This window comes from Sphingomonas sp., assembly GCF_965227385.1.
Lineage (GTDB): Bacteria > Pseudomonadota > Alphaproteobacteria > Sphingomonadales > Sphingomonadaceae > Sphingomonas.
This window is the reverse complement of sequence record NZ_OZ245750.1, coordinates 1,978,936-2,003,162: the sequence shown is the minus strand read 5'-3', so window position 1 is coordinate 2,003,162 and position 24,227 is coordinate 1,978,936. Positions and strand designations below refer to the sequence as shown.

The 24,227-nt window shown below is 65.7% G+C and carries 29 protein-coding genes; 15 read left to right on the top strand and 14 right to left on the bottom strand.

The window, feature by feature from the left end; all coding sequences use genetic code 11:
* Positions 1-96 precede the first annotated feature (96 nt).
* Together glyS and ACO05N_RS09640 are read right to left on the bottom strand one after the other, a co-directional pair.
* A complete protein-coding gene (gene glyS, locus ACO05N_RS09645; RefSeq protein ID WP_422056895.1) occupies positions 97-2,376 on the bottom strand; it encodes a glycine--tRNA ligase subunit beta in 2,280 nt (759 codons plus the stop codon).
* Positions 2,373-3,266 (bottom strand): glycine--tRNA ligase subunit alpha, encoded by an 894-nt coding sequence (locus tag ACO05N_RS09640; RefSeq protein WP_422056894.1) that lies wholly within the window; start codon positions 3,264-3,266, stop codon positions 2,373-2,375. The genes glyS and ACO05N_RS09640 overlap by 4 nt, the downstream gene beginning before the upstream one ends.
* 81 nt (positions 3,267-3,347) lie before the next feature.
* On the opposite strand from ACO05N_RS09640, the gene ACO05N_RS09635 reads away from it, so the two are divergent.
* The 3 genes from ACO05N_RS09635 (at position 3,348) to pth (ending at position 5,642) form a co-directional block, all read left to right on the top strand.
* Positions 3,348-4,193: a TraB/GumN family protein gene (locus ACO05N_RS09635; protein ID WP_422056893.1), complete on the top strand. Its 846-nt coding sequence runs from the start codon at positions 3,348-3,350 to the stop codon at positions 4,191-4,193.
* Positions 4,194-4,303: 110 nt separating this feature from the next.
* Positions 4,304-4,984: a 50S ribosomal protein L25/general stress protein Ctc gene (locus ACO05N_RS09630; protein ID WP_422056892.1), complete on the top strand. Its 681-nt coding sequence runs from the start codon at positions 4,304-4,306 to the stop codon at positions 4,982-4,984.
* Between the two features lie 85 nt (positions 4,985-5,069).
* Entirely contained in the window at positions 5,070-5,642 is a 573-nt protein-coding gene (pth, locus tag ACO05N_RS09625) for an aminoacyl-tRNA hydrolase (protein ID WP_422056891.1), read from the top strand.
* Positions 5,643-5,695: 53 nt separating this feature from the next.
* Here the strand turns inward: pth and ACO05N_RS09620 are convergent, their stop codons facing one another.
* Both ACO05N_RS09620 and ACO05N_RS09615 read right to left on the bottom strand, forming a co-directional pair.
* A complete protein-coding gene (locus ACO05N_RS09620; RefSeq protein ID WP_422056890.1) occupies positions 5,696-6,721 on the bottom strand; it encodes a hypothetical protein in 1,026 nt (341 codons plus the stop codon).
* A 161-nt stretch (positions 6,722-6,882) separates the two neighbouring features.
* On the bottom strand, positions 6,883-7,422 hold the full coding sequence (locus ACO05N_RS09615; protein ID WP_422056889.1) for a hypothetical protein: 540 nt from the start codon (positions 7,420-7,422) through the stop codon (positions 6,883-6,885).
* A gap of 110 nt (positions 7,423-7,532) precedes the next feature.
* Between ACO05N_RS09615 and ACO05N_RS09610 the strand changes: the two genes are divergently transcribed.
* The 3 genes from ACO05N_RS09610 to ychF all read left to right on the top strand — a co-directional run bounded on the left by ACO05N_RS09610 (position 7,533) and on the right by ychF (position 9,881).
* On the top strand, positions 7,533-8,132 hold the full coding sequence (locus ACO05N_RS09610; protein WP_422056888.1) for a TIGR02466 family protein: 600 nt from the start codon (positions 7,533-7,535) through the stop codon (positions 8,130-8,132).
* 61 nt (positions 8,133-8,193) lie between these two features.
* Positions 8,194-8,658, top strand: a complete 465-nt coding sequence (locus ACO05N_RS09605) for a glycine zipper 2TM domain-containing protein (RefSeq protein ID WP_422056887.1) — start codon at positions 8,194-8,196, stop codon at positions 8,656-8,658.
* Between the two features lie 122 nt (positions 8,659-8,780).
* The gene (gene ychF / locus ACO05N_RS09600; RefSeq protein WP_422056886.1) at positions 8,781-9,881 is read left to right on the top strand and encodes a redox-regulated ATPase YchF; all 1,101 of its coding nucleotides are present in this window, start codon (positions 8,781-8,783) and stop codon (positions 9,879-9,881) included.
* A gap of 9 nt (positions 9,882-9,890) precedes the next feature.
* Here the strand turns inward: ychF and ACO05N_RS09595 are convergent, their stop codons facing one another.
* Together ACO05N_RS09595 and ACO05N_RS09590 are read right to left on the bottom strand one after the other, a co-directional pair.
* Entirely contained in the window at positions 9,891-10,676 is a 786-nt protein-coding gene (locus ACO05N_RS09595; RefSeq protein ID WP_422056885.1) for a hypothetical protein, read from the bottom strand.
* A 34-nt stretch (positions 10,677-10,710) separates the two neighbouring features.
* On the bottom strand, positions 10,711-11,550 hold the full coding sequence (locus ACO05N_RS09590) for an oxygenase MpaB family protein (RefSeq protein WP_422056884.1): 840 nt from the start codon (positions 11,548-11,550) through the stop codon (positions 10,711-10,713).
* 51 nt (positions 11,551-11,601) lie between these two features.
* Here ACO05N_RS09590 and ACO05N_RS09585 point away from each other — a divergent pair, with 51 nt between their 5' ends.
* The 3 genes from ACO05N_RS09585 (at position 11,602) to ACO05N_RS09575 (ending at position 13,775) form a co-directional block, all read left to right on the top strand.
* The gene (locus tag ACO05N_RS09585) at positions 11,602-11,913 is read left to right on the top strand and encodes a hypothetical protein (protein ID WP_422056883.1); all 312 of its coding nucleotides are present in this window, start codon (positions 11,602-11,604) and stop codon (positions 11,911-11,913) included.
* 51 nt (positions 11,914-11,964) lie between these two features.
* Positions 11,965-13,257 carry a hypothetical protein gene (locus ACO05N_RS09580; protein WP_422056882.1) on the top strand — a complete coding sequence of 431 codons (1,293 nt, stop codon included), beginning with the start codon at positions 11,965-11,967 and terminating at the stop codon, positions 13,255-13,257.
* 68 nt (positions 13,258-13,325) lie between these two features.
* A complete protein-coding gene (locus tag ACO05N_RS09575) occupies positions 13,326-13,775 on the top strand; it encodes a MaoC family dehydratase (RefSeq protein WP_422056881.1) in 450 nt (149 codons plus the stop codon).
* On the opposite strand, the gene ACO05N_RS09570 is transcribed toward ACO05N_RS09575, so the two are convergent.
* The 5 genes from ACO05N_RS09570 to petA all read right to left on the bottom strand — a co-directional run bounded on the left by ACO05N_RS09570 (position 13,772) and on the right by petA (position 17,953).
* On the bottom strand, positions 13,772-14,296 hold the full coding sequence (locus tag ACO05N_RS09570; RefSeq protein ID WP_422056880.1) for a hypothetical protein: 525 nt from the start codon (positions 14,294-14,296) through the stop codon (positions 13,772-13,774). The genes ACO05N_RS09575 and ACO05N_RS09570 overlap by 4 nt on opposite strands.
* A gap of 328 nt (positions 14,297-14,624) precedes the next feature.
* Positions 14,625-15,164, bottom strand: a complete 540-nt coding sequence (locus ACO05N_RS09565; protein ID WP_422056879.1) for an adenine phosphoribosyltransferase — start codon at positions 15,162-15,164, stop codon at positions 14,625-14,627.
* 68 nt (positions 15,165-15,232) lie between these two features.
* A complete protein-coding gene (locus tag ACO05N_RS09560) occupies positions 15,233-16,066 on the bottom strand; it encodes a cytochrome c1 (protein WP_422056878.1) in 834 nt (277 codons plus the stop codon).
* Positions 16,067-16,080: 14 nt separating this feature from the next.
* On the bottom strand, positions 16,081-17,367 hold the full coding sequence (locus ACO05N_RS09555; protein WP_422056877.1) for a cytochrome b: 1,287 nt from the start codon (positions 17,365-17,367) through the stop codon (positions 16,081-16,083).
* Positions 17,368-17,380: 13 nt separating this feature from the next.
* Positions 17,381-17,953, bottom strand: a complete 573-nt coding sequence (gene petA / locus ACO05N_RS09550) for a ubiquinol-cytochrome c reductase iron-sulfur subunit (protein WP_422056876.1) — start codon at positions 17,951-17,953, stop codon at positions 17,381-17,383.
* Between the two features lie 193 nt (positions 17,954-18,146).
* Here petA and ACO05N_RS09545 point away from each other — a divergent pair, with 193 nt between their 5' ends.
* The 3 genes from ACO05N_RS09545 to ACO05N_RS09535 are packed head-to-tail and all read left to right on the top strand — an operon-like array spanning position 18,147 to position 20,048.
* Positions 18,147-18,596 carry a tRNA (cytidine(34)-2'-O)-methyltransferase gene (locus ACO05N_RS09545; RefSeq protein WP_422056875.1) on the top strand — a complete coding sequence of 150 codons (450 nt, stop codon included), beginning with the start codon at positions 18,147-18,149 and terminating at the stop codon, positions 18,594-18,596.
* Positions 18,593-19,447 carry an oxygen-dependent coproporphyrinogen oxidase gene (gene hemF / locus ACO05N_RS09540; RefSeq protein WP_422056874.1) on the top strand — a complete coding sequence of 285 codons (855 nt, stop codon included), beginning with the start codon at positions 18,593-18,595 and terminating at the stop codon, positions 19,445-19,447. Before ACO05N_RS09545 ends, hemF begins: the two co-directional genes overlap by 4 nt.
* Before the next feature lies 1 nt (position 19,448).
* Positions 19,449-20,048, top strand: a complete 600-nt coding sequence (locus ACO05N_RS09535; RefSeq protein WP_422056873.1) for a GNAT family N-acetyltransferase — start codon at positions 19,449-19,451, stop codon at positions 20,046-20,048.
* On the opposite strand, the gene ACO05N_RS09530 is transcribed toward ACO05N_RS09535, so the two are convergent.
* Complete coding sequence (locus ACO05N_RS09530; RefSeq protein ID WP_422056872.1) at positions 20,012-20,755, bottom strand: hypothetical protein; 744 nt, start codon at positions 20,753-20,755, stop codon at positions 20,012-20,014. The two genes, ACO05N_RS09535 and ACO05N_RS09530, sit on opposite strands and share 37 nt — an antisense overlap.
* Positions 20,752-21,576 carry a hypothetical protein gene (locus tag ACO05N_RS09525; RefSeq protein WP_422056871.1) on the bottom strand — a complete coding sequence of 275 codons (825 nt, stop codon included), beginning with the start codon at positions 21,574-21,576 and terminating at the stop codon, positions 20,752-20,754. The genes ACO05N_RS09530 and ACO05N_RS09525 overlap by 4 nt, the downstream gene beginning before the upstream one ends.
* Positions 21,577-21,668: 92 nt before the next feature.
* On the opposite strand from ACO05N_RS09525, the gene lipB reads away from it, so the two are divergent.
* The 3 genes from lipB (at position 21,669) to ACO05N_RS09510 (ending at position 23,568) form a co-directional block, all read left to right on the top strand.
* Positions 21,669-22,328, top strand: a complete 660-nt coding sequence (gene lipB, locus ACO05N_RS09520) for a lipoyl(octanoyl) transferase LipB (RefSeq protein ID WP_422056870.1) — start codon at positions 21,669-21,671, stop codon at positions 22,326-22,328.
* Between the two features lie 100 nt (positions 22,329-22,428).
* A complete protein-coding gene (locus ACO05N_RS09515) occupies positions 22,429-22,677 on the top strand; it encodes a hypothetical protein (protein ID WP_422056869.1) in 249 nt (82 codons plus the stop codon).
* Positions 22,678-22,884: 207 nt separating this feature from the next.
* Positions 22,885-23,568, top strand: coding sequence for a hypothetical protein (locus ACO05N_RS09510; RefSeq protein WP_422056868.1), 684 nt, complete (start codon positions 22,885-22,887; stop codon positions 23,566-23,568).
* An 18-nt stretch (positions 23,569-23,586) separates the two neighbouring features.
* Here the strand turns inward: ACO05N_RS09510 and queE are convergent, their stop codons facing one another.
* Positions 23,587-24,219 (bottom strand): 7-carboxy-7-deazaguanine synthase, encoded by a 633-nt coding sequence (queE, locus tag ACO05N_RS09505; RefSeq protein WP_422056867.1) that lies wholly within the window; start codon positions 24,217-24,219, stop codon positions 23,587-23,589.
* Positions 24,220-24,227 lie beyond the last annotated feature (8 nt).

The following is a 24,227-nucleotide window of genomic DNA, read 5'->3' as shown; positions in this document are numbered from 1 at the left end:
GGGCCGCAGTTAGGCAAGAAGCGACAGGACCGCCGCCCTCCCCCTCAGCCGCCTTCGGCGCCACCTTTCCCCTTGCGGGGTAAGATTATCTTGCCGCTACCCCTCGATCTTTCCGAAATCCGCCACGCGGTGGACGGCGTCGCGCATCCGCGCCAGCAATGCCAGCCGCGCCGCGCGCTTGTCCTTGTCGGCGTCGTTGACCGTCACATCCGCGAAGAATGCATCGATCGGCCCACGCAGCATCGCCAGCGCGGCCATCGCCCCTTCGAACTCCTCCGCCTCGACCGCAGCCGCAGCCTTGGGCTCGGCAGTGTCGAGCGCGGCGATCAGCGCCGCCTCGGCAGGTTCGGGCGACGGATTGGCACCCGCCCCTTCGGGCACGCCGCCTTCCTTCTTCAGGATATTCGCCGCGCGCTTGTAGCCGGCGAGCAGGTTTGCCCCGTCCTCGGTCGCCATGAACGCCTGCAGCGCATGGACGCGCGCGAGCAGGCGGACGAGATCAAAATCATAATCCCCTAGACGCTGAACGGAACCTCGCGCCGAAGGATGCGGTAGCGCCGCTTCAACGACGTCGTGTACATATGTCGAGCGAAGAAACACCCGAACCCGTTCAAGAATGAACTCCAGAAGCTTTTCGAAGCCATCCCAAACACCCTCCCCGCGAGCGTGAAGATCGTCAATCGTTAGAAATTGGCCCGGCACTGAAAATAGAAGCGCGTCGCCTCGATAAATCGAAGTCCGGCCGACTCCCGTGATGACCCGGGCGTTTGGATCTTTCTTGAGTTCATCGGTATCGATGAACACATGCTCCTGTTCGGGCCGAGACGGATCGGGAATAGCTTCAAAGAAATTGCCGACAAATTGGGAAAGCGCCTCATCGAGATCAAGCCGCAGCCCATTGTCCCTTATTAGGGCCAGCGCACCAAGAGCGGATCGACGGAGAGCGAATGGATCGCGTGAGCCAGTGGGCGGGAACCCATTTGCAAAAAATCCAAGAATGCTATCCAGCTTATCCGCCAGCGACACCGCCACCGTGACCGGCGCGGTCGGGACTTCATCGCCCTGCCCGACCGGCTTGTAGTGATCGCGGATCGCCGCAGCGACGGCGGGGTCTTCGCCCTGCGCGGCGGCGTAATAGCCGCCCATCAGGCCCTGCAGCTCGGGGAATTCGCCGACCATGCCGGTGACGAGGTCCGCCTTGCACAGCTCTGCCGCACGACGCGCCTGAACAGGATCGCAATTTGGAACGATGCCTTCACTTGCCAGCCACTCGGCTAGCTTCATCACACGATCGACCTTGTCGGCGACGGTGCCGAGCTTTTCGTGGAAGACGATCTTTTCGAGCTTCGGATGCAGGTCATCCAGCTTCGTCTTGAGATCGGTTTCGTAGAAGAAGCGCGCATCGCTCAGCCGTGCAGCGAGCACCTTCTGGTTGCCCGCGACGATCTGATCGCCGCCATCCGCCGCTTCGATGTTCGCGGTGCAGATGAAGGCGTTGGCCAGCTTGCCGTCGGCATTTGTGCAGACAAAATATTTCTGGTTCACGCGCGCCGTCAGCTGGATCACCTCGGGCGGGACGTCGAGAAACGCTTCGTCGAAGCGGCCGAGCAGCGGCACCGGCCATTCGGTGAGGCCCGCATTCTCGATCAGCAGCCCTTCGTCCTCGACCAGAGTCAGCCCGGCCTTGTTCGCTGCCAGCTTCGCGCCGACCGCGATGGTCGCGCGGCGTTCATTCTGGTCAACGATGACATAAGCGTCGCGCAGCTGATCGACATAGGTCGCGGCGCTGGTGATCGTGATCGCGTCGGGGTGGTGGAAGCGGTGGCCGACGGTCACGGCACCGGACTTTACGCCCGCAACCTCACACGCCACAACGCTCTCGCCGAGCAGCGCGACGATGCCCTGCAGCGGGCGGACCCAGCGCAGGCTTTCGGTGCTCAGCGACGCTTCGCCCCAGCGCATCGATTTGGGCCAGGGAAAGGCGCGGACGATTGCCGGGATTGCTTCGGCCAGCACGTCCGCCGTGGCGCGGCCGGGCTTGTCGATCACCGCGAACAAGGTCGCGCGGCCCTTGACGTCGCGGGTTTCCAGCGCGTCGCGGGTCAGGCCGGCCTTGCGCAGGAAGCCCTCAACCGCCGCATCGGGCGCGTCGGCGGGCGGGCCTTTCAGCTCCTCGTTCACCGCCGCGGTCTGCTCGGGCAGGTCGCGCGCGATCAGCGTCAGGCGGCGCGGCGTCGCATAGGTGACGAGGCTCGCGGCCTTGAGGCCTGCCTTGTCGAGCTCGGCGGTGAACAGGCGGACGAGATCCTCGCGCGCCTTGTCCTGCATGCGGGCGGGGATTTCTTCGGAGCGGAGTTCGAGGAGGAAGTCGGTCACAGCGACCACTCCGGATATTTGGCGCTCCAGTCGGGTTTCATATGTTCGATATACGCCTCGCAGCTGCCCTTCGCGAGATCGCGGACGCGGCCGATATAGGCCTGACGTTCAGCGACCGAGATGACGCCGCGCGCCTGGAGCAGGTTGAACAGATGGCTCGCCTCGATCGCCTGTTCATAGGCGGCGATCGGGACGTTGTTGGTCAGGCAATTCTCGCACTCGGCCATCGCCTTGCGGAAGCCTTCGAACAGCGTGTCGGTGTCGGCGACCTCGAAATTATACTTCGACATCTGGCGTTCGTTCTCGAGGAAAACGTCGCCATAGGTGACGCCGGCGTCGTTGAACGCCAGATCGTACACGCTGTCCTTGTTCTGGATGTACATGGCGAGGCGTTCGAGGCCGTAGGTCAGCTCACCCGCCACCGGCTTGCAGTCGAAGCCGCCCATCTGCTGGAAATAGGTGAACTGCGTCACCTCCATCCCGTCGCACCACACTTCCCAGCCCAGACCCCAAGCGCCGAGCGTCGGCGATTCCCAGTCGTCCTCGACGAAGCGGATATCGTGCTTGAGCGGGTCGATCCCGATCGCGGTCAGGCTGCCGAGATACAGTTCCTGCAGGTCGGGCGGGCTGGGCTTCAGGATCACCTGATACTGGTAATAATGCTGCAGCCGGTTGGGGTTTTCGCCGTAGCGGCCATCGGTCGGGCGGCGGCATGGCTGGACGAACGCGGCGTTCCACGGCTCTGGCCCGAGCGCGCGCAGCGTCGTCGCAGTGTGGAAGGTGCCGGCACCCATGCGCATGTCATAGGGCTGAAGGATCAGGCAGCCCCGCTGGCTCCAATAATCATGGAGGCGCAGGATCATGCCCTGGAAGCTGAGCGGCGTGGTCATGGTGCCGGGCTTTGGCGAAAGGGCGAAGAGCGGTCAACTGCGGTTGACGCGGGCGGCGCGGGCGGCTTTGGAGGGGCGATAATGTTGAAGCGTCTGATCGTCCCCCTCGCTGCCCTGCTGCTCTCAAGCTGTTCGCTTTTCGGCGAGGATGCCGACCCCGCTTTGTGGGTGGTCAAGGATGGCGACACGACCATCTATCTGTTCGGCACCGTCCATGTGCTCAAGCCCCGCATGCACTGGTTCGACGAAGGCGTGCGCGAGGCGTTCGACGCGAGCGACGAGGTGGTGCTGGAGATCGCGAAGCCCGATCCGCAGGCGATCGCCGCGCTGACCGCGCAACTTGGCACGCGCGGCGGGCCACCGTTCGCGCCGGAGGTCGATGCAGCGGCGCGTGACCTGGGCATGCCGGCGGGCGCGATCGACAAGCAGGAGCCGTGGCTGGCGGCGCTGACGCTGGCACAGCTGGCGGTGAAGCAGGCGGGCTATGACGCCGGCGACGGGGTCGAGGCGACCTTGTCCGAGGCGGCGGAGGACGCCGGCAAGCCGGTCAAGGCGCTGGAGTCGGCGCGCGGGCAGTTGATGCTGTTCGACGGCCTGTCCGGCGCGGCGCAGAGTGCGATGCTCGAAGAAACGGTCAAGGCACTGCCGGGGACGAAGGCACGGCTCGACAAGTTCGTCGCCGCCTGGGCCAAGGGCGATGCCGAGAGCGTCGGGGCGGAGATGAACCGCGGCGCGCTGGCGTCGCCGGAGGTGGCCGAGGCACTGATCACCCGCCGCAACGCGCGCTTCGCCGATTGGGTCGCGGCGCGGATGCACCAACCCGGCACGGTGTTCGTCGCGGTCGGCGCAGGGCATCTCGCCGGCAAGGGCAGCGTGCAGGCGCTGCTGGGCGAGCGGGGATTGAAAGTCGAGCGGGTGGTATACTGACCGCAGCTTGCCTTTCCCGCCCCCCTCGCCTATAGGCGCGCGCTTCCGGTCAGGGTCATCCCTGGAGGCCTGGGCGGAATTGGAATCACTTTAGCGCATTGGAACGACATATGAGCGACACGCTTACGCTGTCGGCCGAGACGCGCGACCGGGTTGGCAAGGGAGCCTCCCGGGCGCTGCGTCGTGAAGGCCGCGTCCCCGCCGTGATCTACGGCAACAATCAGGAACCGACGAGCATCCACCTGGATGAGCGCGCGCTGTACAAGGCGCTGCACACCGGCCACTTCATGAACTCGGTCGTTATGATCGAAGGTCTGGGCGGCAAGGCGATCCGTACGCTTCCGAAGGACGTGTCGCTCGACGTCGTGACCGAACGCCCGGTCCATGTCGATTTCCTGCGCATCTCCGAACATGCCACCGTCACCGTGTCGGTGCCGGTCGTGTTCGCCGACGAAGACGCGTCGCCGGGCCTGACCAAGGGCGGCGTGCTCAACATCGTGCGTCACGAGCTCGAAGTCGTGTGTGACGCGGCCGAGATCCCCAGCGAGATCACCGTTTCGGTGAAGGGTCTGGACCTAGGCGAATCGCTGCACATCTCGGCCGTGACCCTGCCCAAGGGCGTGACGAGCGCGATCGAAGACCGCGACTTCACCATCGCGACGATCGCGGCTCCGGCGGCTTTGGTCTCCGAGCAGGCCGAGGCTGCTGAGGCAGAAGCCGCTGGCGAGACCGAGGAAGCGCCCGCCGCTGAAGGCGACGCTGCCGAGGGCGAGGCCAAGGACGGCGAGTAAGCCTTTCGCGGCTTGTGCCGATCGATTACGAGCGCCTCCGCACCCCATGTGCGGGGGCGCTCTTCGTTTGTGAAAAGGTAATGCGATGCAGCTCTGGGTTGGCCTCGGCAATCCCGGCCCCGACTATGCGATGAACCGGCACAATGTCGGCTTCATGGCGGCCGACGCCATCGCCGAAGTGCATGGCTTTTCCGCGCCCGCGAAGAAATTCCAGGGCTGGCTGCAGGAAGGGCGGATCGGCGGCGACAAGATCCTGCTGCTCAAGCCCGCGACCTATATGAACGAAAGCGGCCGCGCGATCCGCGCCGCGCTCGACTTCTACAAGCTCGAGCCGGAGGCGGTCACCGTGTTCCATGACGAGCTCGACCTCGCCCCGTTCCAGGTCAAGGTGAAGCGCGGCGGCGGCGCGGCGGGGCAGAATGGCATCCGCAGCGCGATCGCGCATATCGGCGCCGACTTCCGCCGCATGCGGATCGGCATCGGCCATCCGGGGCACAAGGACCGCGTCACCGGCTATGTCCTCGGCAACTATGCAAAGGCGGAGATCGAGGATCTGTCCGACCTGCTCGGCGCGATCGCAGCGGAAGCGGAGTGGCTGGCCAAAGGCGATGATGCGCGGTTCATGAACGATATCGCGCTGCGCCTGCAGCGGTCTTGAGCGGACACAAAAAAGGCCGGGTTTCCCCGGCCTTTTCGTTGGATCAGGCTCGATCAGTTCTTCTTGGCGAGGACCACGCCAACCGCGCGGCTGTCGCCCGCAACCACCGTGCCGCTCAGCGCGAAGCTGATGCCGAGCTCGGTCGCCTGCGAGCCATAGGCCACACCCTGGAAGGTACCACCAACCGTGCTGCCCGGGCCGAAGCTGCCGGTAAACTGCGTGCTGCCCACCGGAATCGCGCCGGTGCCGGTGAAGGTGCCATAGGCGACGTTGCCGCCCGAAGTGACGCGGCTGAGGTCCATCGTCACGGTCACCAGACCGGTCGCATAATTGACCGAAACGGTCGCCGTTCCGGTCAGCTTGTCGACCGAGCTGGCGCCCGCCGCAGGCGAGATCACCGCACGGCCCGCGACGGTCGTCGTGTAGGTGGCGGTCCCCGTGGTCGGCAGGTCGGTCGGGATCGTCGGATAGCCGAAGGTGCCATAGGTGACGCGCTTCACGCCGGCGGTGCTCGCACCCCGCCACCATGCAGCGTAGCTCGAGCGCTTGAAGGTCTTCAGATAGCCTTCCGGCGCGCTGTCTGGGGTCGACGGGTCGCGGATCGTGTTGTTGTACAGCTCGAGCTGGGTGAACGCCCCGGCCGTGGTCGGCGCAGTGCTCTCACGGTAGACATATTCGGGTACGCCAGCTGCGGGCGGCGTCAGAAGATCGCCGGTACCAAACCTAGCCTCCTCGGTACTTTCACGCACCACGACCGGCAGCGCATCCGTCGCAGGTGTCACGTTCTGCAGCGCAAGGCGGACGCGGTTCGAGAAACTGTCGGTGCCCGCCGCACCCAGCGCAACCGGGCCGGCCGTCGCGTCGCCGGTGTAGCTCAGCGCCGCGCTAACGGTGAAGAACTCGGTGGCAGCGGTGAGCGGGAGCGACGCGTAGGTCGGAGCCGCAGTCGGCGTCGGGGTCGGCGTCACGCTGGACGACGCGGTCGGAGTCGGGGTCGGCGTGGCATCATCGCCGCCACTGCAGCCGGCTACGACCAGAACAACTGCGGTGCTGGCAATCAGGATGGAACGGCGAATCATACTGCGACTCCTGTAACGTGGCCGTCTGGAAGGCGTGTGGCGCCTTTACCCGGGATGAACAGGCCGCGTTGCCACGGCCACTCTGGTTGCTGCGGTAGCGTGGCTGGCCACGAAACGGAAGACCGCCGATACGGGATTCGCCGTATCGGCCAATAACAGCGTCAGTTGCCCAGCTGGCCGAGCAGACCGCGCAGCTGCTGCACCTTGCCGAACCGCTCCGCCGGGTTAAGCTTCGCCATCGGCCCGACCCCGCCGAACTCCGCCCCGCTTTGCAGGCACGTGGTTACCTGCGCATGCGCCTGGCCGCGATCGCCCTTGGTGAAGCTGGTGTCGATCTGGTCCTTCACCGCCCAGTCGAGATAGGTGTTGAGATTGGCCTTGGACAGCTCCGGCTTGGGCGGATCGGCGGGGATCACCTGATCGCCCAGCGTCTTTTCGATCATGCCGCGATAATAGTTCAGGAACGGCTCGGCGCCGCCCCCCAGGCTCTTGGGCAACGGGCTGTCGAGCAGGCGCTGCTGCCACTTCACCGCGGCATAGCACCGCACATTGAGCGCCAGCTTGTCCTGCAGGTCGCGGGCCTTGCGCTTCTCCTCGGCCTTGGCCTTGGCTTCGGCAGCCGCCTTTTCCTGTGCGCCATTGTCGCCACATCCGGCGAGCGCGACCAGCGCCAGCGGCGCGAGGATTGCGAAAGTCTTCATGGACTTGATGTCCTCCCCTGTTCGTCGATCGCGCGACTTTGACGCCGTGCCGCGCCCTGTCAACCACGCGGGCGCTTGCGTCGCCCCCGCGTCCATGCTGTGCGCGTCGCATGACGATCAAGACGCTGTTCGCCACCCGCTTTTCGCAGACGCAGCTCGACGACGCCGCGCTGCTAGCCGAACTGGCCGATGCCTGCCGCGACCTGGCGTACCATGACCGCGCGGGCCAGCGCTGGTCGAAGGAGCATGGCTATCGCGGCTATACCAGCTACGCGTCGCTCGACGATCTGCCCGACCGCGACCCGCGCTTTGCCGATCTGGTGCGCCACCTCAACCGCCATGTCGCGCGCTTTGCCGATGCCTGCGCGCTCGACCTGTCGCGCAAGCTCAGGCTCGACAGCCTGTGGGTGAATATCCTCAAGCCCGGCGGCACCCATTCGGGGCATATCCACCCGCACAGCGTGGTATCGGGCACCATCTATATCGACGTGCCGCCGGGCGCGGGCGCGCTCAAGCTGGAAGATCCGCGCCTGCCCATGCTGATGGCCGCCCCGCCCCGCCGTCCCGACGCGCCGGAAGACCTGCAGACCTTCGTCTATGCCCAACCGCAGCCGGGCAGCATCTTCCTGTGGGAAAGCTGGCTGCGGCATGAGGTGACACCCCATACCGGCAAGGGCGAGCGGATCAGCGTCAGCTTCAACTATCGCTGACGCACGCGCGGAACCATTTCGCCGATGGCACGGTTCAACCGCGTCCATCGGGAGATTGATGATGAATAAGGCAATTACCGCGTTGCTCGCCATGACGCTGGCGGTTCCGGCGGCGCCGCTGTTGTCGAGCACGGCCCACGCGCAGAGCTGGGAAGAACGCGAGCGTCAGCGCGACCGTGAATATAACGAGCGCCGCGACCGGCGCTGGGACGATCGACGCGACTATCGCGACCGCGACTATCGCTGGCGGGGGAGCGACCGCAACTGGGATGCGTCGCGCAGCTACCGTCAGGGCAATTATCGCGAGCGTCGCCTGGGCCGCCAGGATCAGGTCTATCGCGGGCGCGACGGCCGCTACTATTGCCGCCGGAATGACGGGACCACGGGGCTGGTCGTCGGTGCCGCACTGGGCGGCATTCTGGGCGGCGCGATCGGCAATGGCGACCTGCTCGGCGTGATCCTGGGCGGTGCCGGTGGTGCGGTCGTGGGCCGGGAGATCGATCGCGGCAACGTACGCTGCCGTTGATCGGACCGTGCTAGCAACAAGGCCCGCCGGTCGCGAGACCGGCGGGCCTTTTCATGGTCTAGCCTTTTGCCTGTCTCCGGCGTATCTGCGCGCCTTTCCCGGATCACAGGATCAAGAGACCCATGGGCTTTCGCTGCGGCATTGTCGGCCTGCCGAACGTCGGCAAATCGACGCTTTTCAACGCGCTGACGCAGACTGCGGCGGCGCAGGCGGCCAATTATCCCTTCTGCACGATCGAGCCGAATGTCGGCAATGTCGCGGTGCCCGACGACCGGCTGGACGCGCTGGCCAAGATCGCCGGGTCGGCCAAGATCATCGAAACCCAGCTGGGCTTTGTCGATATCGCAGGGCTCGTGCGCGGCGCGAGCAAGGGCGAAGGGTTGGGCAACCAGTTCCTCGGCAACATCCGTGAGGTGGACGCGATCGTCCATGTCCTGCGCTGTTTCGAGAATGACGATATCCAGCATGTCGACAACAAGGTCGATCCGATCGCGGACGCCGAGACGGTCGAGACCGAGCTGATGCTGTCCGACCTCGAAAGCCTCGAGAAGCGCGTACCGAACCTGCAGAAGAAAGCGGCGCAGGGCGACAAGGAAGCCAAGATCGCGGCCGCGGTACTGGGCCGCGCGCTCGACCTGCTGCGTGAGGGCATGCCGGCGCGGCTGGTCGAACCCAATGACATCGAAGAGGAACGCGTCCTCAAGCAGGCGCAGCTGATCACGGCCAAGCCGGTGCTCTATGTCTGCAACGTCAATGAAGAGCATGCAGCCGACGGAAACGACTATTCGGCACGCGTGTTCGAAAAGGCGAAGGCAGAGGGCGCGCAGGCCGTGGTCGTCTCCGCCGCGATCGAGGCCGAGATCGCGACCATGCCCGCCGAAGAGCGCGGCGAGTTCCTGGCCGAGCTGGGGCTGACCGAAACCGGCCTCGCCCGCGTGATCCGCGCAGGCTATTCGCTGCTGCAGCTGCTGACCTTCTTCACCGTCGGGCCGAAGGAAGCGCGCGCCTGGACAACGCATGTCGGGGCCAAGGCGCCGCAGGCGGCGGGCGAGATTCACACCGATTTCGAACGCGGCTTCATCCGCGCCGAAACGATCGCGTTCGACGATTACGTCAAGTTTAACGGCGAAACCGGCGCGCGCGACAACGGCAAGCTGCGGTCCGAAGGCAAGGAATATGTCGTCCAGGATGGCGACGTGATGCTGTTCCGCTTCAACGTCTGATCGGGCGCCTCAGCCGAGATAGCGTTTCCGGCGCTCTGCGCTGGCCAGCATCACGACCAGGGTGGCGATGACGAGCAGTCCCGCGACGATGGTCGCGGTGGCGATCTCGTCATGCACCTGCCCTGCTTTCTGATGGATCGCGAACAGCGCCCACAGGAACGGGATCGGATACCACGGGTTGCCGCCGGTGCCGACCAAAGCCGCCGCGACGATCACGCCGCCGACGATCAGGATTGCCGCTGAGATCAGCGGCGCAGGCGCGGGCAGCGCGATGCCGTGGAAGTTGAGCGCTGCGGCGATGTTGACGATGGTCGCGGCGGTCAGCCAGCCCGCCAATGCGCTGAGCGGCAAGACCACCGCCAGCCGTTCGCCCAGGCTGAACGTCGCGGTGCTGGCGAAGATGCGCAGGATCGCCAGCAGGTTGACCAGCGTGAAGACGATGATCAGCACCGACGGAAAGCCGAGGCTGAACAATTGGGTATAAGTCACCCACAGCGCGTTGCCGAGCACGGCGAGCGCGAAATGCCAGCCGATCCGGCGCACCAGGTCGCTGTCGCGATGGCGCGGCAGTAGCTGATAGACGACATAGACCAGCGTGCCGAAATAGAGCGGCCCCCAGATCGCGAACGCCCAGCCCGCCGGCGTGATCAGCGTCTGCGTGTCCGCCGATTGTTCGCCGACCGGGTTGCCGATGCCGATTGCGGGCAGCAGCGGGGCGAGGATCTGGGCGAGTGCGAAGACGAGCGCGGCGGTGGCGCGCACGCGGCTGTTCGGGGCGGATGCGGTGTGGGTCATGGCGCGACAACCTAAGCGCCGAAAAATGGTTCCGCTAGTGAAACGCCCAGCGGAACGTCTTGGCGATCGCCAGCGTCGATCCGCGCACCAGCGGTAGCGCGGCTACGGGACGCTGGAATCCGTGCATCGCGCGCGCCCAGTCGGGCAGCAGATCGACCGCTGCGGCAAAGATCGCCGCCTGTGCCGGGGCCATCGCCAGGCTCGGCGAGGGCTGGTTCAGCAGGAATCGTGCGACCTCGCGGGTGCGATCATCGACCAAAAGATGGGGCCGCATGGCCGTGATCAGCCCCTCTGCCTCGAACCGGCTGCGCGGGATCGGGTCGGCGCCCAGCGCCTGCGCCACGCGCGCGGTTTCGGCGTAATAAACGTCCTCTTCCGCCCGACTGACCGGCACGCCGTAGCGCTGCCACGCGGCGAGGAAGCTCCACATCTCGGTCACATGCACCCAGGCGAGCAGCTCGGGATCGTCGGCGCGATAGGGCGTGCCGTCGGGCAGCGTGCCCGCCACGCGCTCATGCACCTCGCATACCCTGGCGAACGATGCCTCGGCGATGCTGCGTTCGGCATAGGTCGTCTCGGCGATGAAGCGCGCGGTGCGGCGCAGGCGGCCGAGCATGTCCTTGCGGAACGCGCTATGGTCCCACACCCCCGCCAGCACCGCCGGGTGCAGCATCTGCAGCAGCAGCGACGCGACGCCGCCGACCATCATCGTGGTGACGTCGCCATGCACGCGCCAGGTGACGCTGTCGCGCGCGAACAGGGCGTTGTCGCTGCGCGTGACCGGCTTTTCGCCCTTGTCCTGATCGTTGAACGTGGCGCGGATCACGCCGATCAGGCGCTTGCGCAGTCCGGCGGCGAGATCGGGGGGCGGCATCGCATCAAGGTAGAGTGGCGCGGGGGCGACGGCAATGATAAGGGCCGTGGCGTGATCCTCCGGCTGTTCATCCTGCTGGCACTCGTGCTTGGCACCGTCCCCGCCCCTGCGGCGGCGGCACCGGCGTGCCATGACATGACCGAGATGGCGATGCCGATGGAGCATGACGCCCCCGCTCCGCAGCCCGACAAGGCGCCGGCGATGGGCAAGAGCCTGTGCGTCGGCTGCATCGCACCGTCGACGATGAAGGTGAGCGCGGTCGCTGCGCCGCTGGGGTTCGGTGCGCGTCACGATGCGATCGGCCCGACCCGCACGATGACTGGCGCGCTGCTGACGCCCGAGCCACCCCCTCCGCGCGGGTGATCGATTGCGGGGCATGACCCCGCATCCCGATCATTCACGGAGTTACGCATCATGACCTATCGAACGACGCTCGCCGCCATGCTGGCGGCGACGGCGCTGCCCGTTGCGGCAGCTGCCCAAGAGCACGACCACCACATGTCCGCCCCTGCCCCAGCCAAGGCGGAGCATGAGCACCATGGCGCGCACGCAGCGCCTGACGCGCCCAAGCCCAATGCCCAGATCGCGTCGGGCACCGCCCTGCTCCCCGCCGCCGAGGGCGGTCAGCATGGCGGGCTGCACGCCATGGCGGGTGACTGGATGCTGATGGCGCATGGCTATGCCTGGGGCGCGGTGACGAGCCAGGGTGGCCCGCGCGGCGACGACATGGCCTTTGTACAGAGCATGGGCATGGTCACCGCCAGCCGCTCGCTGGGCGATGCCGCGCGGATCGAGCTGCGCGGCATGTTCAGCCTCGACCCGCTGATGGGCAAGCGCGGCTACCCGAACCTCTTCGCGGCGGGCGAGACCGCCAATGGCCGCGCGTTGGTCGACCGCCAGCATCCGCACGATTTGTTCATGGAGCTTGCCGCGCGCGTCGAGGTCGATGTCGCCCCCGGCGCCACCGCCTTTCTCTATGGTGGCCCGGTCGGCGAGCCCGCGCTCGGCCCGCCCGCCTTCATGCACCGCCGTTCCGCGCGCTATCAGACGATGTCGCCGATCGCGCATCACTGGTTCGATTCGACGCACATCACCTATGGCGTGGTGACGGCGGGTGTGCGCACGCGCCCGTTCCAGCTTGAGGCGTCGGTGTTCAAGGGCCGCGAGCCCGACGAGGAGCGCTGGGGCTTTGACCCGATCAAGCTCGATTCGTGGAGCCTGCGCGCGACCTTCACCCCATCCCCCAATTGGGCGGTGCAGGTCAGCCATGGGCGGCTCGAAAGCCCCGAGGCGCTGCACGGCGGCAACGACGAGGCCCGCACGACCGCCAGCGTGCACTATGCGCGCGGCGACCTGTCCGCAACGCTCGCCTGGTCAGCCAAGAACCGAATCCCCGGCGACACGCTGAGCGCCTGGGTGGCGGAGGCGAACTGGGACATCGACGCGCGTCACAGCCTCTTCGGCCGCGCCGAACTGGTCCGCAACGACGAGCTGTTTCCCGACCACAGCCACCCGCTGCACGACCAGCCGTTCCGTGTCGCACGGTTCGAGGGCGGCTATGCCTATCGCATCCCGCTGGCCGACACGGTGACGCTGGCGCTGGGCGGATCGGTCGCGACCTATGCCAAACCGGACGCGCTCGATCCCTATTATGGGAAGAGCCCGATCAGCGGCACGGCGTTCGCCAAGCTTTCGCTCGGCAACTGACCGGTTGGGGGGCAGGTGCGCGCATCTGCCCCCTTGCCAAAATCCAGTTTCGGTCCGAAACTGATCGCATGATTTATTTCGAAGACTTGACGGTCGGGGACAAAGCGAGCTTCGGCTCCTATGCGGTCACGCGTGAAGAGGTGCTGGAGTTCGCCCAGAAATACGACCCCCAGCCCTTTCACATCTCAGACGAGGCGGCGGCAAAGACGCATTTCGGGCGGCTCGCTGCGAGCGGCTGGCACACCGCCGCGATGACGATGGCGATGCTGGTCGAGCAGATGAAGGTCCGCCCGACCGCCAGCCTCGGCGCGGCGGGAATCGACGAACTGCGCTGGATCAAGCCGGTCTTCCCCGGCGACACGCTGCGCTGCGAAACCGAGTTGCTGGAAAAGCGCGAATCGGAAAAGCGCCCGGAAATGGGCCGCACCCGCTCGCGCATGCTGGTGTTCAATCAGCATGACGAGCCGGTACTGAGCTTCATCGCCAACGCGATCGTCGCGCGGCGGCCGACGACTTAACGCGGGCGGCGATCGCGGCGGTCGCGGCGGTTCTCACGCCGCAGTTCGCGCCGGTCCTCGCGATACTCCCGCCGATATTCGCGGCGGTCGTCGCGCCGCTCCTCGCGGAACTCAGGTCGAGTCACGGTGCCTTGGCGATAATCGCGGCGGTCCTGACGGCGATCCTGGCGATAGGCGCGGTCGTCACGGCGGCGGTCCTGCGCAAACTCGCGCCAGTTCTCGCGCACCTCGCGCCGGTCACCGCGCCAGTTCTGGCGGCGCTGTTCCCAATAGCGGCGCTGGCTGTCGGTCCATCGCACCGGGCGACGGTCGCGGTCATAGACGTAATAGCCGGTGCCGGGATAATAATAGTCGCCCGACCAACCCCAATAGGGGTCGCCATAATCGCCGGCATAATAGCTGCCGCCTCCGCCGCCATAGCCGAGCGAAACGCCGCTATAGCCATAGCCGTCGGTACAGGCGGCAACGCCGAGCGCGGCAGCACCGGCAAGGCCGAGCTTCACGATACGCAAACTGAGCATGATGCTTCTCCTGGGCACGTCGTCGCGCCCTAATCACTTGAGAACGGGGGAGAAGCGGCAGGGGTTCCGTACGTCGGCGTTTCTGAATCCTCCCCTGCACCGCAGGGAAGGTGGCACTGCGAAGCAATGACGGAGGGGGCGCAGCTGCGATCAGCGATATGCCGGGGGCCATATCGCAGCTGCTGAGCCGGCTTGCGCAGCAAGCCCTTGGCCGAAGAGGGCGGGATTTGCCGCGATGTTTACCGCTGTCTGCGCAGCCGCCCCTCCACCACCCGCTTCGCGGGCGGCCCCCCTCCCCTGAGACAAGCTCAGGGGAGGAATTAGAACCTCAATGCCCGGGAAATTCGACCAGCGCGGTCACATCGATCCCCTCGGCGCGCAGCGCGTCGGCGCCACTCAGGTCGGGCAGGTCGATTATGAACGCCGCCTGCGTGACCACCGCGCCGACCTTACGCAACAGCCGCACCGCCGCACGCGCCGTCCCCCCGGTCGCGATCAGATCGTCGATCAGCAACACGCGCGCACCGGGCGCCACCGCATCGGCATGGATCGCGATGCGGTCGGTGCCATATTCCAGCGCATAATCCTCCGCCACGGTCGCGCCGGGCAGCTTGCCGTCCTTGCGCACCAGCAGCGTCCCTGCCCCCAGCGCCAGCGCGACGGGCGCTGCAAAGATGAACCCGCGCGCTTCGATCCCCGCGACCAGGTCGACCGGGCCGTCCACCGCCTCGACGATCCGCTCCACCGCGCGGGCAAAGCCAGCGGCGTCGAGCAGCAGCGTGGTGATGTCGCGGAACATGATCCCGGGCTTGGGGAAGTCCGGAATGGTGCGGATCAGCGCGGCGAGATCGTCGTTGGTGGGGGTCACGGCATCGCTCCCAAGAAAACGGCCCGGGAATCGCTTCCCGGGCCGTTGGAGAAAAGTTCGGGCGGACCTTAGTCCTTCACGTTCCGCCAGATCTGCTTCTTCGCGCCATAGGCGAGGAAGCAGAAGACGACGAGAAAGAGCAGGACGGCGAGACCGGCGCTCTTGCGCGCTTCCATCTTCGGTTCGGCGGTCCAGGTCAGGAACGCCGCGACGTCGGCCGCATAATTCTTGGCCGTGGCTGCGGTGCCGTCGGAATAGGTCACCTGACCATCCTTCAGCGGCTGCGCCATCGCGATGTTGAGCGTGTGGAAATAGGGGTTGTAGTGCAGCCCCTCCGGCGTCTTGGCCTCCGGATACTTCTTGAGCAGCTCGGCCGGCTGCGCCTGATAGCCGGTCAGCAGCGAGTAGATATAGTTGCTGCCGTCCGGGCGCGCCTTCGCCATCAGCGACAGGTCCGGCGGAATCGCGTTGTTGTTCGCGGCGCGCGCGGCGACTTCATTGGCATAGGGCGACGGGAAGCGGTCGGCGGGCATGCCGTCGCGGGTCGCCGGCTCACCCGTTTCCGGGTTGATCGACGGCACCTGGAAGCCCTTCGCGATGGTCTTGATCTGACCTTCGCTATAGCCGAGCGCGGCAAGGTCGCGGAACGACACCAGGCGCAGCGAGTGACAGGCGGCGCAAACCTCCTTGTACACCTGCATGCCGCGCTGCAGCTGGCGCTTGTCATAGGTACCGAACATGCCGGTGAAGCTGAAGCCGCCCTCCGGCGCTTCGGCATGCTTGTGGAATTCCTGCTCGACCGTCTTGGGCGTGGTCAGCCCGTTCGAGAAGGTGTCGATGATCCCAAGGAACAGGGCGAAGACGAACCCCAGCCCGACCAAAAATCCGCCGATGCGAACCATTTTCTATGCCCCTCTTATTCGGCAGCTGCGGTCTGGAGCGGCGAGGTGCCACCCTTGCCGGCGAGCACGGCCTCGGTGATCGAGTTCGGCAGCGGGCGCGGACGCTCCATCGCCGAGACGATCGGCAAGATCACCAGGAAATGCAGGAAGTAATAGGCCGTCGCGAACTGACCGATCAGGATCACGCCCGGGGTCGGGGCCGCGCCGCCGACATAGCCCAGCACCAGCACGTCGACCAGCAGCACCAGCAGGAACCACTTGTAGGTCGGACGATAGTTGGCCGAGCGCACCGGCGACGAATCGAGCCAGGGCAGGAAGAACAGCAGCAGGATCGAGCCGAACATCGCCAGCACGCCCCACAGCTTCGCCGACATGATGAAGTCGACGGTGAACGACTTCAGAATGGCGTAGAAGGGCAGGAAGTACCATTCGGGCACGATGTGCGCCGGGGTCGAAAGCGGGTTGGCCGGGATATAGTTGTCCGGGTGACCCAGCAGGTTCGGCGCGTAGAAGATCAGCGCGCAATAAACCAGCAGCGCCACGCCCACGCCCACGCCATCCTTGGCGGTGTAATAGGGGTGGAACGGGACGGTATCCTGCTCGCTCTTCACCTCGACGCCGGTCGGGTTGTTCGAACCCGGAATGTGCAGCGCCCAGATGTGGAGGATGACCACGCCGGCAATCACGAACGGCAGGAGGTAGTGGAGCGAGAAGAAGCGGTTGAGCGCGGCGTTATCCGGTGCGAAGCCGCCCAGCAGCCACACGCGGATCGGCTCGCCGATGCCAGGGATCGCCGAGAAGAAGCCGGTGATCACCTGCGCGCCCCAGAAGCTCATCTGGCCCCAGGGAAGCACATAGCCCATGAACGCAGTGGCCATCATCAGCAGGAAGATGACCACGCCGAGCAGCCACACCATCTCGCGCGGCGCCTTGTACGATCCGTACCACAGGCCGCGGGCGATATGGACATAGACCACCAGCAGGAACAGCGACGCGCCATTGGCGTGCGCGTAGCGGATGAACCAGCCGGCATTCACGTCGCGCATGATATGCTCGACGCTATCGAACGCGATGCCTGCATTGGCGGCATAGTGCATCGCCAGCACGACGCCGGTGACGATCTGGATCGCCAGGAACATGCCGGCAAGGACGCCGAAGTTCCAGAAATAGTTGAGATTGCGCGGGACCGGATAGCCGGCGCCGACCGCGTTGTAGACGAAGCGCGGAAGCGGCAGGCGATCGTCCACCCACTTGGTCAGCGGGTTCTTCGGCTCATACTGCTTTGCCCAGGGAAAGCTCATTTCAGGTGCCCCCTCAGCCGACCCGGATTACGGTGTCGGAAATGAATGCATATTCCGGAACGACGAGATTCGTCGGTGCCGGGCCGGACCGGATGCGACCGGCAGTGTCATAGGCCGAGCCGTGGCACGGGCAGAAATAGCCGCCGAACGGGCCCTTGTTCTCGCCCTCGCCCGCGCCCAGCGGCACGCAGCCGAGATGGGTGCAGACGCCCAGCGTCACGAGCCAGTTGGCCTTGCCTTCCTTGGTACGCTCGGCGAGCGTCTGGGGATCGCGCAGGTCGCTGACCGGAGTCGCGTTCGCTTCCTCGATTTCCTTCGGCGTCAGGTTGCGCACGAACAGGGGCTGCTTGCGGAAGGTCGACTTGACCGACTGGCCCGGCTGGATCGCCGACACGTCGAGTTCGGTGGTCGACAGCGCGAGCACGTCGGCCGACGGGCTCATCTGGCTGACGAGCGGGATCGCCACTACGCCCGCACCGACACCAGCCCAGGCGACCGCACCGATCGCGAGATAGTCGCGACGGCGAGGATCGGCCGGCGCGTCACCCGCGTCACCCGGAGGTACAGCTTCTTCAAGCGTTGCCATGCATCAGCCCTTGCACTTCAAATTTCCGGCGTTTTCACGCCCCTGTCCCGGACAGCGCAGCGCGCGAACGCCACGCCAAACCCCCGGATTGCCCCCGGTGGCTGGCGGGCCTGATAGACGGCGCGGGGCGGCTTTGCCAACCGCCTTTTTGACTGGGTTGTGACGGGCACACGCTCTGCACTATCGGAGCATGATGCGTGTTGCCCTGTTTCAGCCCTGTATTGCCGGAAATGTCGGTGCGGTCCTGCGCATCGGTGCGTGTTTCGATACGCCGATCGACCTGATCGAACCGATGGGATTCGCATGGGACGACAAGCGCGTCGCGCGCGCCGGCATGGACTATATCGACCATGTCCGCGTCATCCGGCACCGCGACTGGGATGCGTTTCTTGCGACCGTCACCAGCCGCATCGTGCTGTTCACGACCAAGGGAGCCGGGCGCTTCGACGAGTCAGCCTATCGGCCCGACGACATCTTGCTGTTCGGATCGGAGGATGCGGGCGTCCCCGACCCTGTCCATGACCGCGCCGACCTGCGCGTGCGCATTCCGATGAAGCCGGCGATGCGCTCCTTGAACCTCTCCGTTTCGGCGGGCATCGCGCTGTCCGAAGCGCTCCGGCAAACCAAAGGCTATCCCCAATGACCGAACTCGACCCCCAGCAGCAGCGCGCGCGTGCGTGGTTCGAGCAATTGCGCGATTCGATCTGCGCCGAGTTCGAGGCAATCGAGCGTGAGGCCGGGTCGGACGCTGTGTTCGAATACATCGCGTGGGACCGCACCGATCCGTCGGGCGAACCGGGCGGTGGCGGCGTGCGCGGGGTGATGAAGGGCAAGGTCTTCGAAAAGGTCGGGGTGAACGTCTCGACCGTCGGCGGCACATTCGAGGGCGATTTCGCCAAGTCGATCCATGGCGCGGGCGAGGATCCCCGTTTCTTCGCCACCGGCATCAGCCTGGTCGCGCACATGGCCAACCCGCATGTGCCCGCGGTGCACATGAACACGCGCTTCCTGGTGACGACGAAGCGCTGGTTCGGCGGCGGCGCGGATTTGAACCCCCCAATTCCCTATGATGAGGACACGGCGGACTTCCATGCACGTTTGCAGGCGGCATGTGATGTCCATGACCCGACGCATTATCCCCGGTTCAAGTCATGGGCCGACGACTATTTCTACATCCCCCACCGCAATGTCCATCGCGGGGTCGGCGGCATCTTCTACGATCACCTCGAATGTGAGGACATTGCGGCATGGGAGGCCAATTTCGCATTTACCCAGGATGTCGGCCGCGCCTTCCTCGACATCTTCCCCGCACTGGTACGGCGGCGCATGACAACGCCCTTCACCGACGCCGACAAGGCCCGGCAGCTGGAGTGGCGCGGCCGCTATGCCGAGTTCAACCTGGTCTATGACCGCGGCACGCTGTTCGGCCTCAAGACCGGCGGCAATATCGACGCGATCCTGATGAGCCTCCCCCCGCTCGCCACCTGGAGCTGAGATGGGCCTGCTTCCCGTAAAGCCCGGTGAGGTGGCGACGATCGTCACCAGTCTGGAAATGCGCGAGCGGCCCAAGCCGCGCCCGATGCCCGAATCGCATCTGCAACTGGTGCGCTGGGAAGCGCCGAGTCCGGACAAGTATCGGAAATTGTTCGCGCGGGTCGGTTCGCCATGGCTGTGGTTCTCTCGCCTGATCATGGACGATGTGCGGCTGAGCGCGATCATCCATGACCCGCGAATCGCGATTTTCGCGGTGGTCGACCGGCAGGGGATCGAGGTCGGGATGCTCGAACTCGATTACCGCGAGACCGCGACCTGCGAGCTGTCGTTTGTCGGGCTGATTCCCGAACTGACCGGCGCGGGGCATGGCCGCTGGCTGATGGCGCATGCGCTGATGCGCGCATGGCGACCCGATGTGACGCGGGTGTGGGTTCACACCTGCACGCTCGACCATCCCAGGGCGTTGGGCTTTTACCGCGCATCCGGCTTCGTGCCGTTCCTGCGCGCGATCGAGACCTTTCCCGATCCGCGCATCACCGGGCATTTGCCCCGCGACGCCGCTCCTCACATCCCGTTGATCGACCCGCCCAGCCGGCGATAAAGCGCGATCCGCACCAGAGTGAAGAACACCCAGCACGCCGTCACAAGCAGCGCGATCGGGACGAACACAAGCGATGCGGCGCCCTGCGATCCGACGACCAGCGGCGCCGCGATGGCAAAGATGACGACCGCGATCGACAGCGCGCTCGCGCCAATGAACACGGCGATACCAAGCGCGAAAAAGCCGATCTTCCAGCCATTTTTCTCGCTCAACTCGAACCCGCGCACCATCGCCTGCCACGCCCCGCGCGTCGGTTCCGCTGCAAAGGCGACGCCCATCATCCAGGTGCGCCCGAAAACATAGATCGCCGGAACGATCAGAAGATAGGTACCGAGCTGAACCAACGTGTTCACGACGATGCCGATGAGAAAGAACGGGATTAGTCGCTGAACGCTGGAGAGCAGTACGGCGCCCACCGTCTCGCCGCGACGCAGATACAGGCTCAGAAGCGCAAGACCGCCGAACTCGGTGACCGCAATGATCAGCGCCATCCAGCCCAGGTTCGACAGCAAAAATGCGTTCATAACCTCTCGCGTCTGCGCGCGATCACCATTCTCTGGAAGCTCGATCCCGCTGGTCACGGCAAGCAGAAACAGGCCGAGCAGCGGCAGGAACAGAAACGCCCCGGCGATCGGCCACATCAGTTCGCGGTCCGTCCGCCATAGCTTCACGGCATCCGCCAGAACGCCGCGGAACGAGAATTTCATGCCGTTGCAGCCGCCTCGTGCCGCGCGAGCAGCGCGATGTAGAGCTTGGCCAGAAATGCGGTGCCGAGCACGGTGAAGCCGGTCGAAACCGCCCCGCCGACGATCGTCGTCAGCACCGAGGCGAGCGAGATGCCGTCCTCCCCGTTCCCGGCGACCAGATACATGATCGCGCCGAACGCGGTGGTCGCGGCAAGGTTCGCGACGATCGAGACGACCATATAGAGGATCAGCACGCCGACGATCTTGAGCGCCGCTCCGCGCGTCAGCCGCCACGAGCGCGCGATCGCCCCGATCGCCAGCCGGTCGCCCACGATAGACGGAATGACCACCGCCAACCGCGCCATGACCCAAAACCCGACGACCAGCAGCACCAGGAAATAGAGCAATACCCACAGGGCAACGCTGGGCGGAATGTCCGGCATCGCGCTGCCCTGCAACCGGGTCAGGTCCACGCCGCCGACTGCAAGCAGGATGCCGACCGGAATCATCAGCACGACCCCGACGACAACCATCACGATCATCAGCAGCAACGCGGCGGGGAAGCGGCGGGTGGCCACCTGGCTCGCCTGGCGCCCCAGGGCGGGGTCGATCGCCAGAGCCGTGACCGCCAGCTGCCCCCAGAAGCTGACCAGGGCAAGCACGAAGACGCCAAGGCCGAGCAGCATCGCGGTCCCCGGCGTCGCCGTCGGCTGAAGCCCGCTCAGATTGGATGAAATCGTAGTCGGCACAAAGATCGCCAGCAATGCGATCGGCAGCAACGTGCCGAGATTGTCGCTCAGAAACTCGGCAGTTCGATCCCAGACGCTACCCATACTGACCATGTGCACAGCTCCCCTCCCGCGCAGCGTTAGCTGATCCGTGCGCGTGACGCCACATGCTTGCGCCGGGCGGCGTGGCGTCGCATCTGGCGGGGATGGAACTGATCGAAGGCATCGAATGGCGCGTGTCCGAAGAACGCGTGCCTTATCCGCAAGCGCTGGCGGACATGGAGGCGCGCGTCGCCGCGATCCAGGCGGGCGAAGCGCGCGAGCAGATCTGGCTGCTCGAACATCCACCCGTCTATACCGCCGGCACCAGCGCAGATCCGGCCGAACTGATCGATCCGCGCTTTCCGGTGTTCGCCACCGGGCGCGGCGGGCGCTATACCTATCACGGGCCGGGACAGCGGATCGGCTATGCCATGCTGGACCTGTCGCGCCGGAACAAGGACGTGCGCTGCTACGTCCACGCGGTCGAAGGCTGGGTGATCGCAGCACTGGGTGAGCTTGGCATCAACGCGTTTCGCGCGGAGGGGCGGATCGGCATCTGGACCCGCGATGGCGGGACCGAGGCCAAGATCGGCGCGATCGGCGTGCGCGTGCGGCGCTGGGTGACGATGCACGGATTTGCCGTGAACCTGGACCCCGACCTGGCCGATTTCGGCGGAATCGTGCCTTGCGGCCTGCCCGAATTCCCGGTGACGAGCGCGGCGCAGCTGGGAAAATCGATTTCCCCTGAAACTTTCGACGCAGCCTTGGCGTTAGTGTTTCCGGCCTTTCTCAATTCCGTGGGTGGGGCGTGCGCGCGCGCCTGATGGCGGGGCTTGAGGGCGTGTCGCGAAGCGTTTAATGTCTATCTCGGTCAGGGGATTAAGCGGTGTTCCGCCCCCACCATCATCTAGGGAGCCCAATCTTATGCGTGCAGTTTTCACCAAGGCCGTTGCCGGTTCGATGATCGCCAGCGCCGCGCTGCTGCTTTCGGCGTGCGGTGGTACCACTGAGAACACCACCGACAACACGACGGTCATGGACGTGAACGCGACCGACCCGGTTCTGGACGGCACCACCAGCGACAACATGACCATGGTCGATGGCGCCACCGGCAACGACACCGGCATGGCCGGCGACATGATGGCGAACGACACCATGGGCAACGGCATGTAATCTGCCGCCCACGGCAATGCGTTGATGAAGGGCCGTCCGGCATTCGGGCGGCCCTTTTTCGTGCTGGATGGCCCCGGTGGTTAAATCTGTCCCACGGTGGAGCGCGGCCCTTTCCGCATGCGCAACGAACCCGTGCCAAAAACCTCTTGGGCGCGGCGCGAAAACTCCGTAACCCAGCGCCAGATCAGGGTTCGAGAGGGTTGGTTGATGTTCGGTTTGCGTGTGATGTTCTCGGCGGTCCTGGGTGCGGGAGTGCTGGCGGCCACGCCCGCGTCCGCACAATTCTATTTTAGGGCACCCGAGGTCGGCGCACCGCGGATCACGGGGGTCGAGCCGGGGATGCTGGCTCAGCCGCTACCCGGTGCGACGCCGGCGGAGCTGCGGGCGGCGATGGTGTGGAACTTGCGTGCGGCGCTCAACGTCGCCGCGCTTCAGTGCCAGTTCGGCCCGACGTTGCTGACCCTGCCCAATTACAATGCGATCCTGCGCGATCATAAGGTCGAGCTGAACGATTCCTACGCCGTACTCACCAAATATTTCATGCGCACCAACAAGGCGCCCAAGGCCGGTCAGACCGCGCTCGATCAATATGGTACGCGTGTCTACTCGAGCTATTCGGCGGTGCACGCGCAGCTGACCTTTTGCCAGACCGCAGACGGGATCTCGAACGCAGCGGTATTCACTCCGCGCGGAAAGTTCGGCGACCTGGCAGCCGAGGGGCTTCCGATGATCCGCAACAGCCTGAACCGCTGGGGCGAACAGCAATTTTCGATGCGGATGCCGCCAGAGGCGCTGATCGTCTATCCCGAGTTTGCGAACGAGGATTGCTGGGTCAAGGGCGGTTACGTGCCCGCACGCTGCGCACCCGGTTCGAAGAAGCGGCGGCGCTAGGGTCCCGCACTCGGCCGGTCAGCGCAGTCCCAGCGTCTTGTGCGCCTGAAGCGTCAGGCGCCAGCGCGGCCGCGCGAGCGCGAAGTCGACCGCCGCCTGAACATTGGCGGCGGCGTCGGCATCGTCCATCGGCTGGATCAGGAAATGGGCGAAGTCCCATTGCTCGATCTCCGCGACATCGCTGCCCGGTTGCGGCCAGACCAGCTTGAGCTCGTCGCCGCGCCGCTGCACCACTTCGCTCCCCGCCTTGGGGCTGATGCAGATCCAATCGATGCCGGGATGCACGGGCAGCGTCCCGTTGCTCTCGATCGCAATGCGGAACCCGCGCGCGTGCAGCGCATCGACCAGCGCGTCATCGACCTGGAGCATCGGCTCGCCCCCGGTGAGCACGACGAAACGGCGCTCCTGCCCCGCGCCCCAGAAGCCCGCAACGGCATCCGCCAGTTGGTCGGCGTCGGCGAACTTGCCGCCGCCCAAGCCATCGGTCCCGACAAATTGGGTGTCGCAGAATTTGCAGATCGCAGTGGCGCGGTCCTGTTCGCGTCCCGACCAGAGATTGCAGCCTGCGAAGCGGACAAACACCGCGCGCGCGCCGGCATTCACCCCCTCCCCCTGCAGGGTCAGGAACATTTCCTTGACCGCGTAACTCATGTCGATCG

Bases quoted from the DNA above. Each gene is read 5' to 3' on its own strand.
- hemF (WP_422056874.1), top strand. From the start codon at position 18,593: ATGACCGAACTCGACCCCCAGCAGCAGCGCGCGCGTGCGTGGTTCGAG.
- ACO05N_RS09615 (WP_422056889.1), bottom strand. From the start codon at position 7,422: ATGAAGACTTTCGCAATCCTCGCGCCGCTGGCGCTGGTCGCGCTCGCC.
- pth (WP_422056891.1), top strand. From the start codon at position 5,070: ATGCAGCTCTGGGTTGGCCTCGGCAATCCCGGCCCCGACTATGCGATG.
- ACO05N_RS09535 (WP_422056873.1), top strand. From the start codon at position 19,449: ATGGGCCTGCTTCCCGTAAAGCCCGGTGAGGTGGCGACGATCGTCACC.
- ACO05N_RS09560 (WP_422056878.1), bottom strand. From the start codon at position 16,066: ATGGTTCGCATCGGCGGATTTTTGGTCGGGCTGGGGTTCGTCTTCGCC.
- ACO05N_RS09515 (WP_422056869.1), top strand. From the start codon at position 22,429: ATGCGTGCAGTTTTCACCAAGGCCGTTGCCGGTTCGATGATCGCCAGC.
- lipB (WP_422056870.1), top strand. From the start codon at position 21,669: ATGGAACTGATCGAAGGCATCGAATGGCGCGTGTCCGAAGAACGCGTG.
- ACO05N_RS09510 (WP_422056868.1), top strand. From the start codon at position 22,885: ATGTTCGGTTTGCGTGTGATGTTCTCGGCGGTCCTGGGTGCGGGAGTG.
- ACO05N_RS09590 (WP_422056884.1), bottom strand. From the start codon at position 11,550: ATGCCGCCCCCCGATCTCGCCGCCGGACTGCGCAAGCGCCTGATCGGC.
- queE (WP_422056867.1), bottom strand. From the start codon at position 24,219: ATGAGTTACGCGGTCAAGGAAATGTTCCTGACCCTGCAGGGGGAGGGG.
- ACO05N_RS09545 (WP_422056875.1), top strand. From the start codon at position 18,147: ATGCGTGTTGCCCTGTTTCAGCCCTGTATTGCCGGAAATGTCGGTGCG.
- ACO05N_RS09525 (WP_422056871.1), bottom strand. From the start codon at position 21,576: ATGGTCAGTATGGGTAGCGTCTGGGATCGAACTGCCGAGTTTCTGAGC.
- petA (WP_422056876.1), bottom strand. From the start codon at position 17,953: ATGGCAACGCTTGAAGAAGCTGTACCTCCGGGTGACGCGGGTGACGCG.
- ACO05N_RS09555 (WP_422056877.1), bottom strand. From the start codon at position 17,367: ATGAGCTTTCCCTGGGCAAAGCAGTATGAGCCGAAGAACCCGCTGACC.
- ACO05N_RS09640 (WP_422056894.1), bottom strand. From the start codon at position 3,266: ATGACCACGCCGCTCAGCTTCCAGGGCATGATCCTGCGCCTCCATGAT.
- ACO05N_RS09570 (WP_422056880.1), bottom strand. From the start codon at position 14,296: ATGCTCAGTTTGCGTATCGTGAAGCTCGGCCTTGCCGGTGCTGCCGCG.
- ACO05N_RS09530 (WP_422056872.1), bottom strand. From the start codon at position 20,755: ATGAAATTCTCGTTCCGCGGCGTTCTGGCGGATGCCGTGAAGCTATGG.
- ACO05N_RS09620 (WP_422056890.1), bottom strand. From the start codon at position 6,721: ATGATTCGCCGTTCCATCCTGATTGCCAGCACCGCAGTTGTTCTGGTC.
- ACO05N_RS09605 (WP_422056887.1), top strand. From the start codon at position 8,194: ATGAATAAGGCAATTACCGCGTTGCTCGCCATGACGCTGGCGGTTCCG.
- ACO05N_RS09575 (WP_422056881.1), top strand. From the start codon at position 13,326: ATGATTTATTTCGAAGACTTGACGGTCGGGGACAAAGCGAGCTTCGGC.
- ACO05N_RS09610 (WP_422056888.1), top strand. From the start codon at position 7,533: ATGACGATCAAGACGCTGTTCGCCACCCGCTTTTCGCAGACGCAGCTC.
- ychF (WP_422056886.1), top strand. From the start codon at position 8,781: ATGGGCTTTCGCTGCGGCATTGTCGGCCTGCCGAACGTCGGCAAATCG.
- ACO05N_RS09630 (WP_422056892.1), top strand. From the start codon at position 4,304: ATGAGCGACACGCTTACGCTGTCGGCCGAGACGCGCGACCGGGTTGGC.
- ACO05N_RS09580 (WP_422056882.1), top strand. From the start codon at position 11,965: ATGACCTATCGAACGACGCTCGCCGCCATGCTGGCGGCGACGGCGCTG.
- ACO05N_RS09595 (WP_422056885.1), bottom strand. From the start codon at position 10,676: ATGACCCACACCGCATCCGCCCCGAACAGCCGCGTGCGCGCCACCGCC.
- ACO05N_RS09635 (WP_422056893.1), top strand. From the start codon at position 3,348: ATGTTGAAGCGTCTGATCGTCCCCCTCGCTGCCCTGCTGCTCTCAAGC.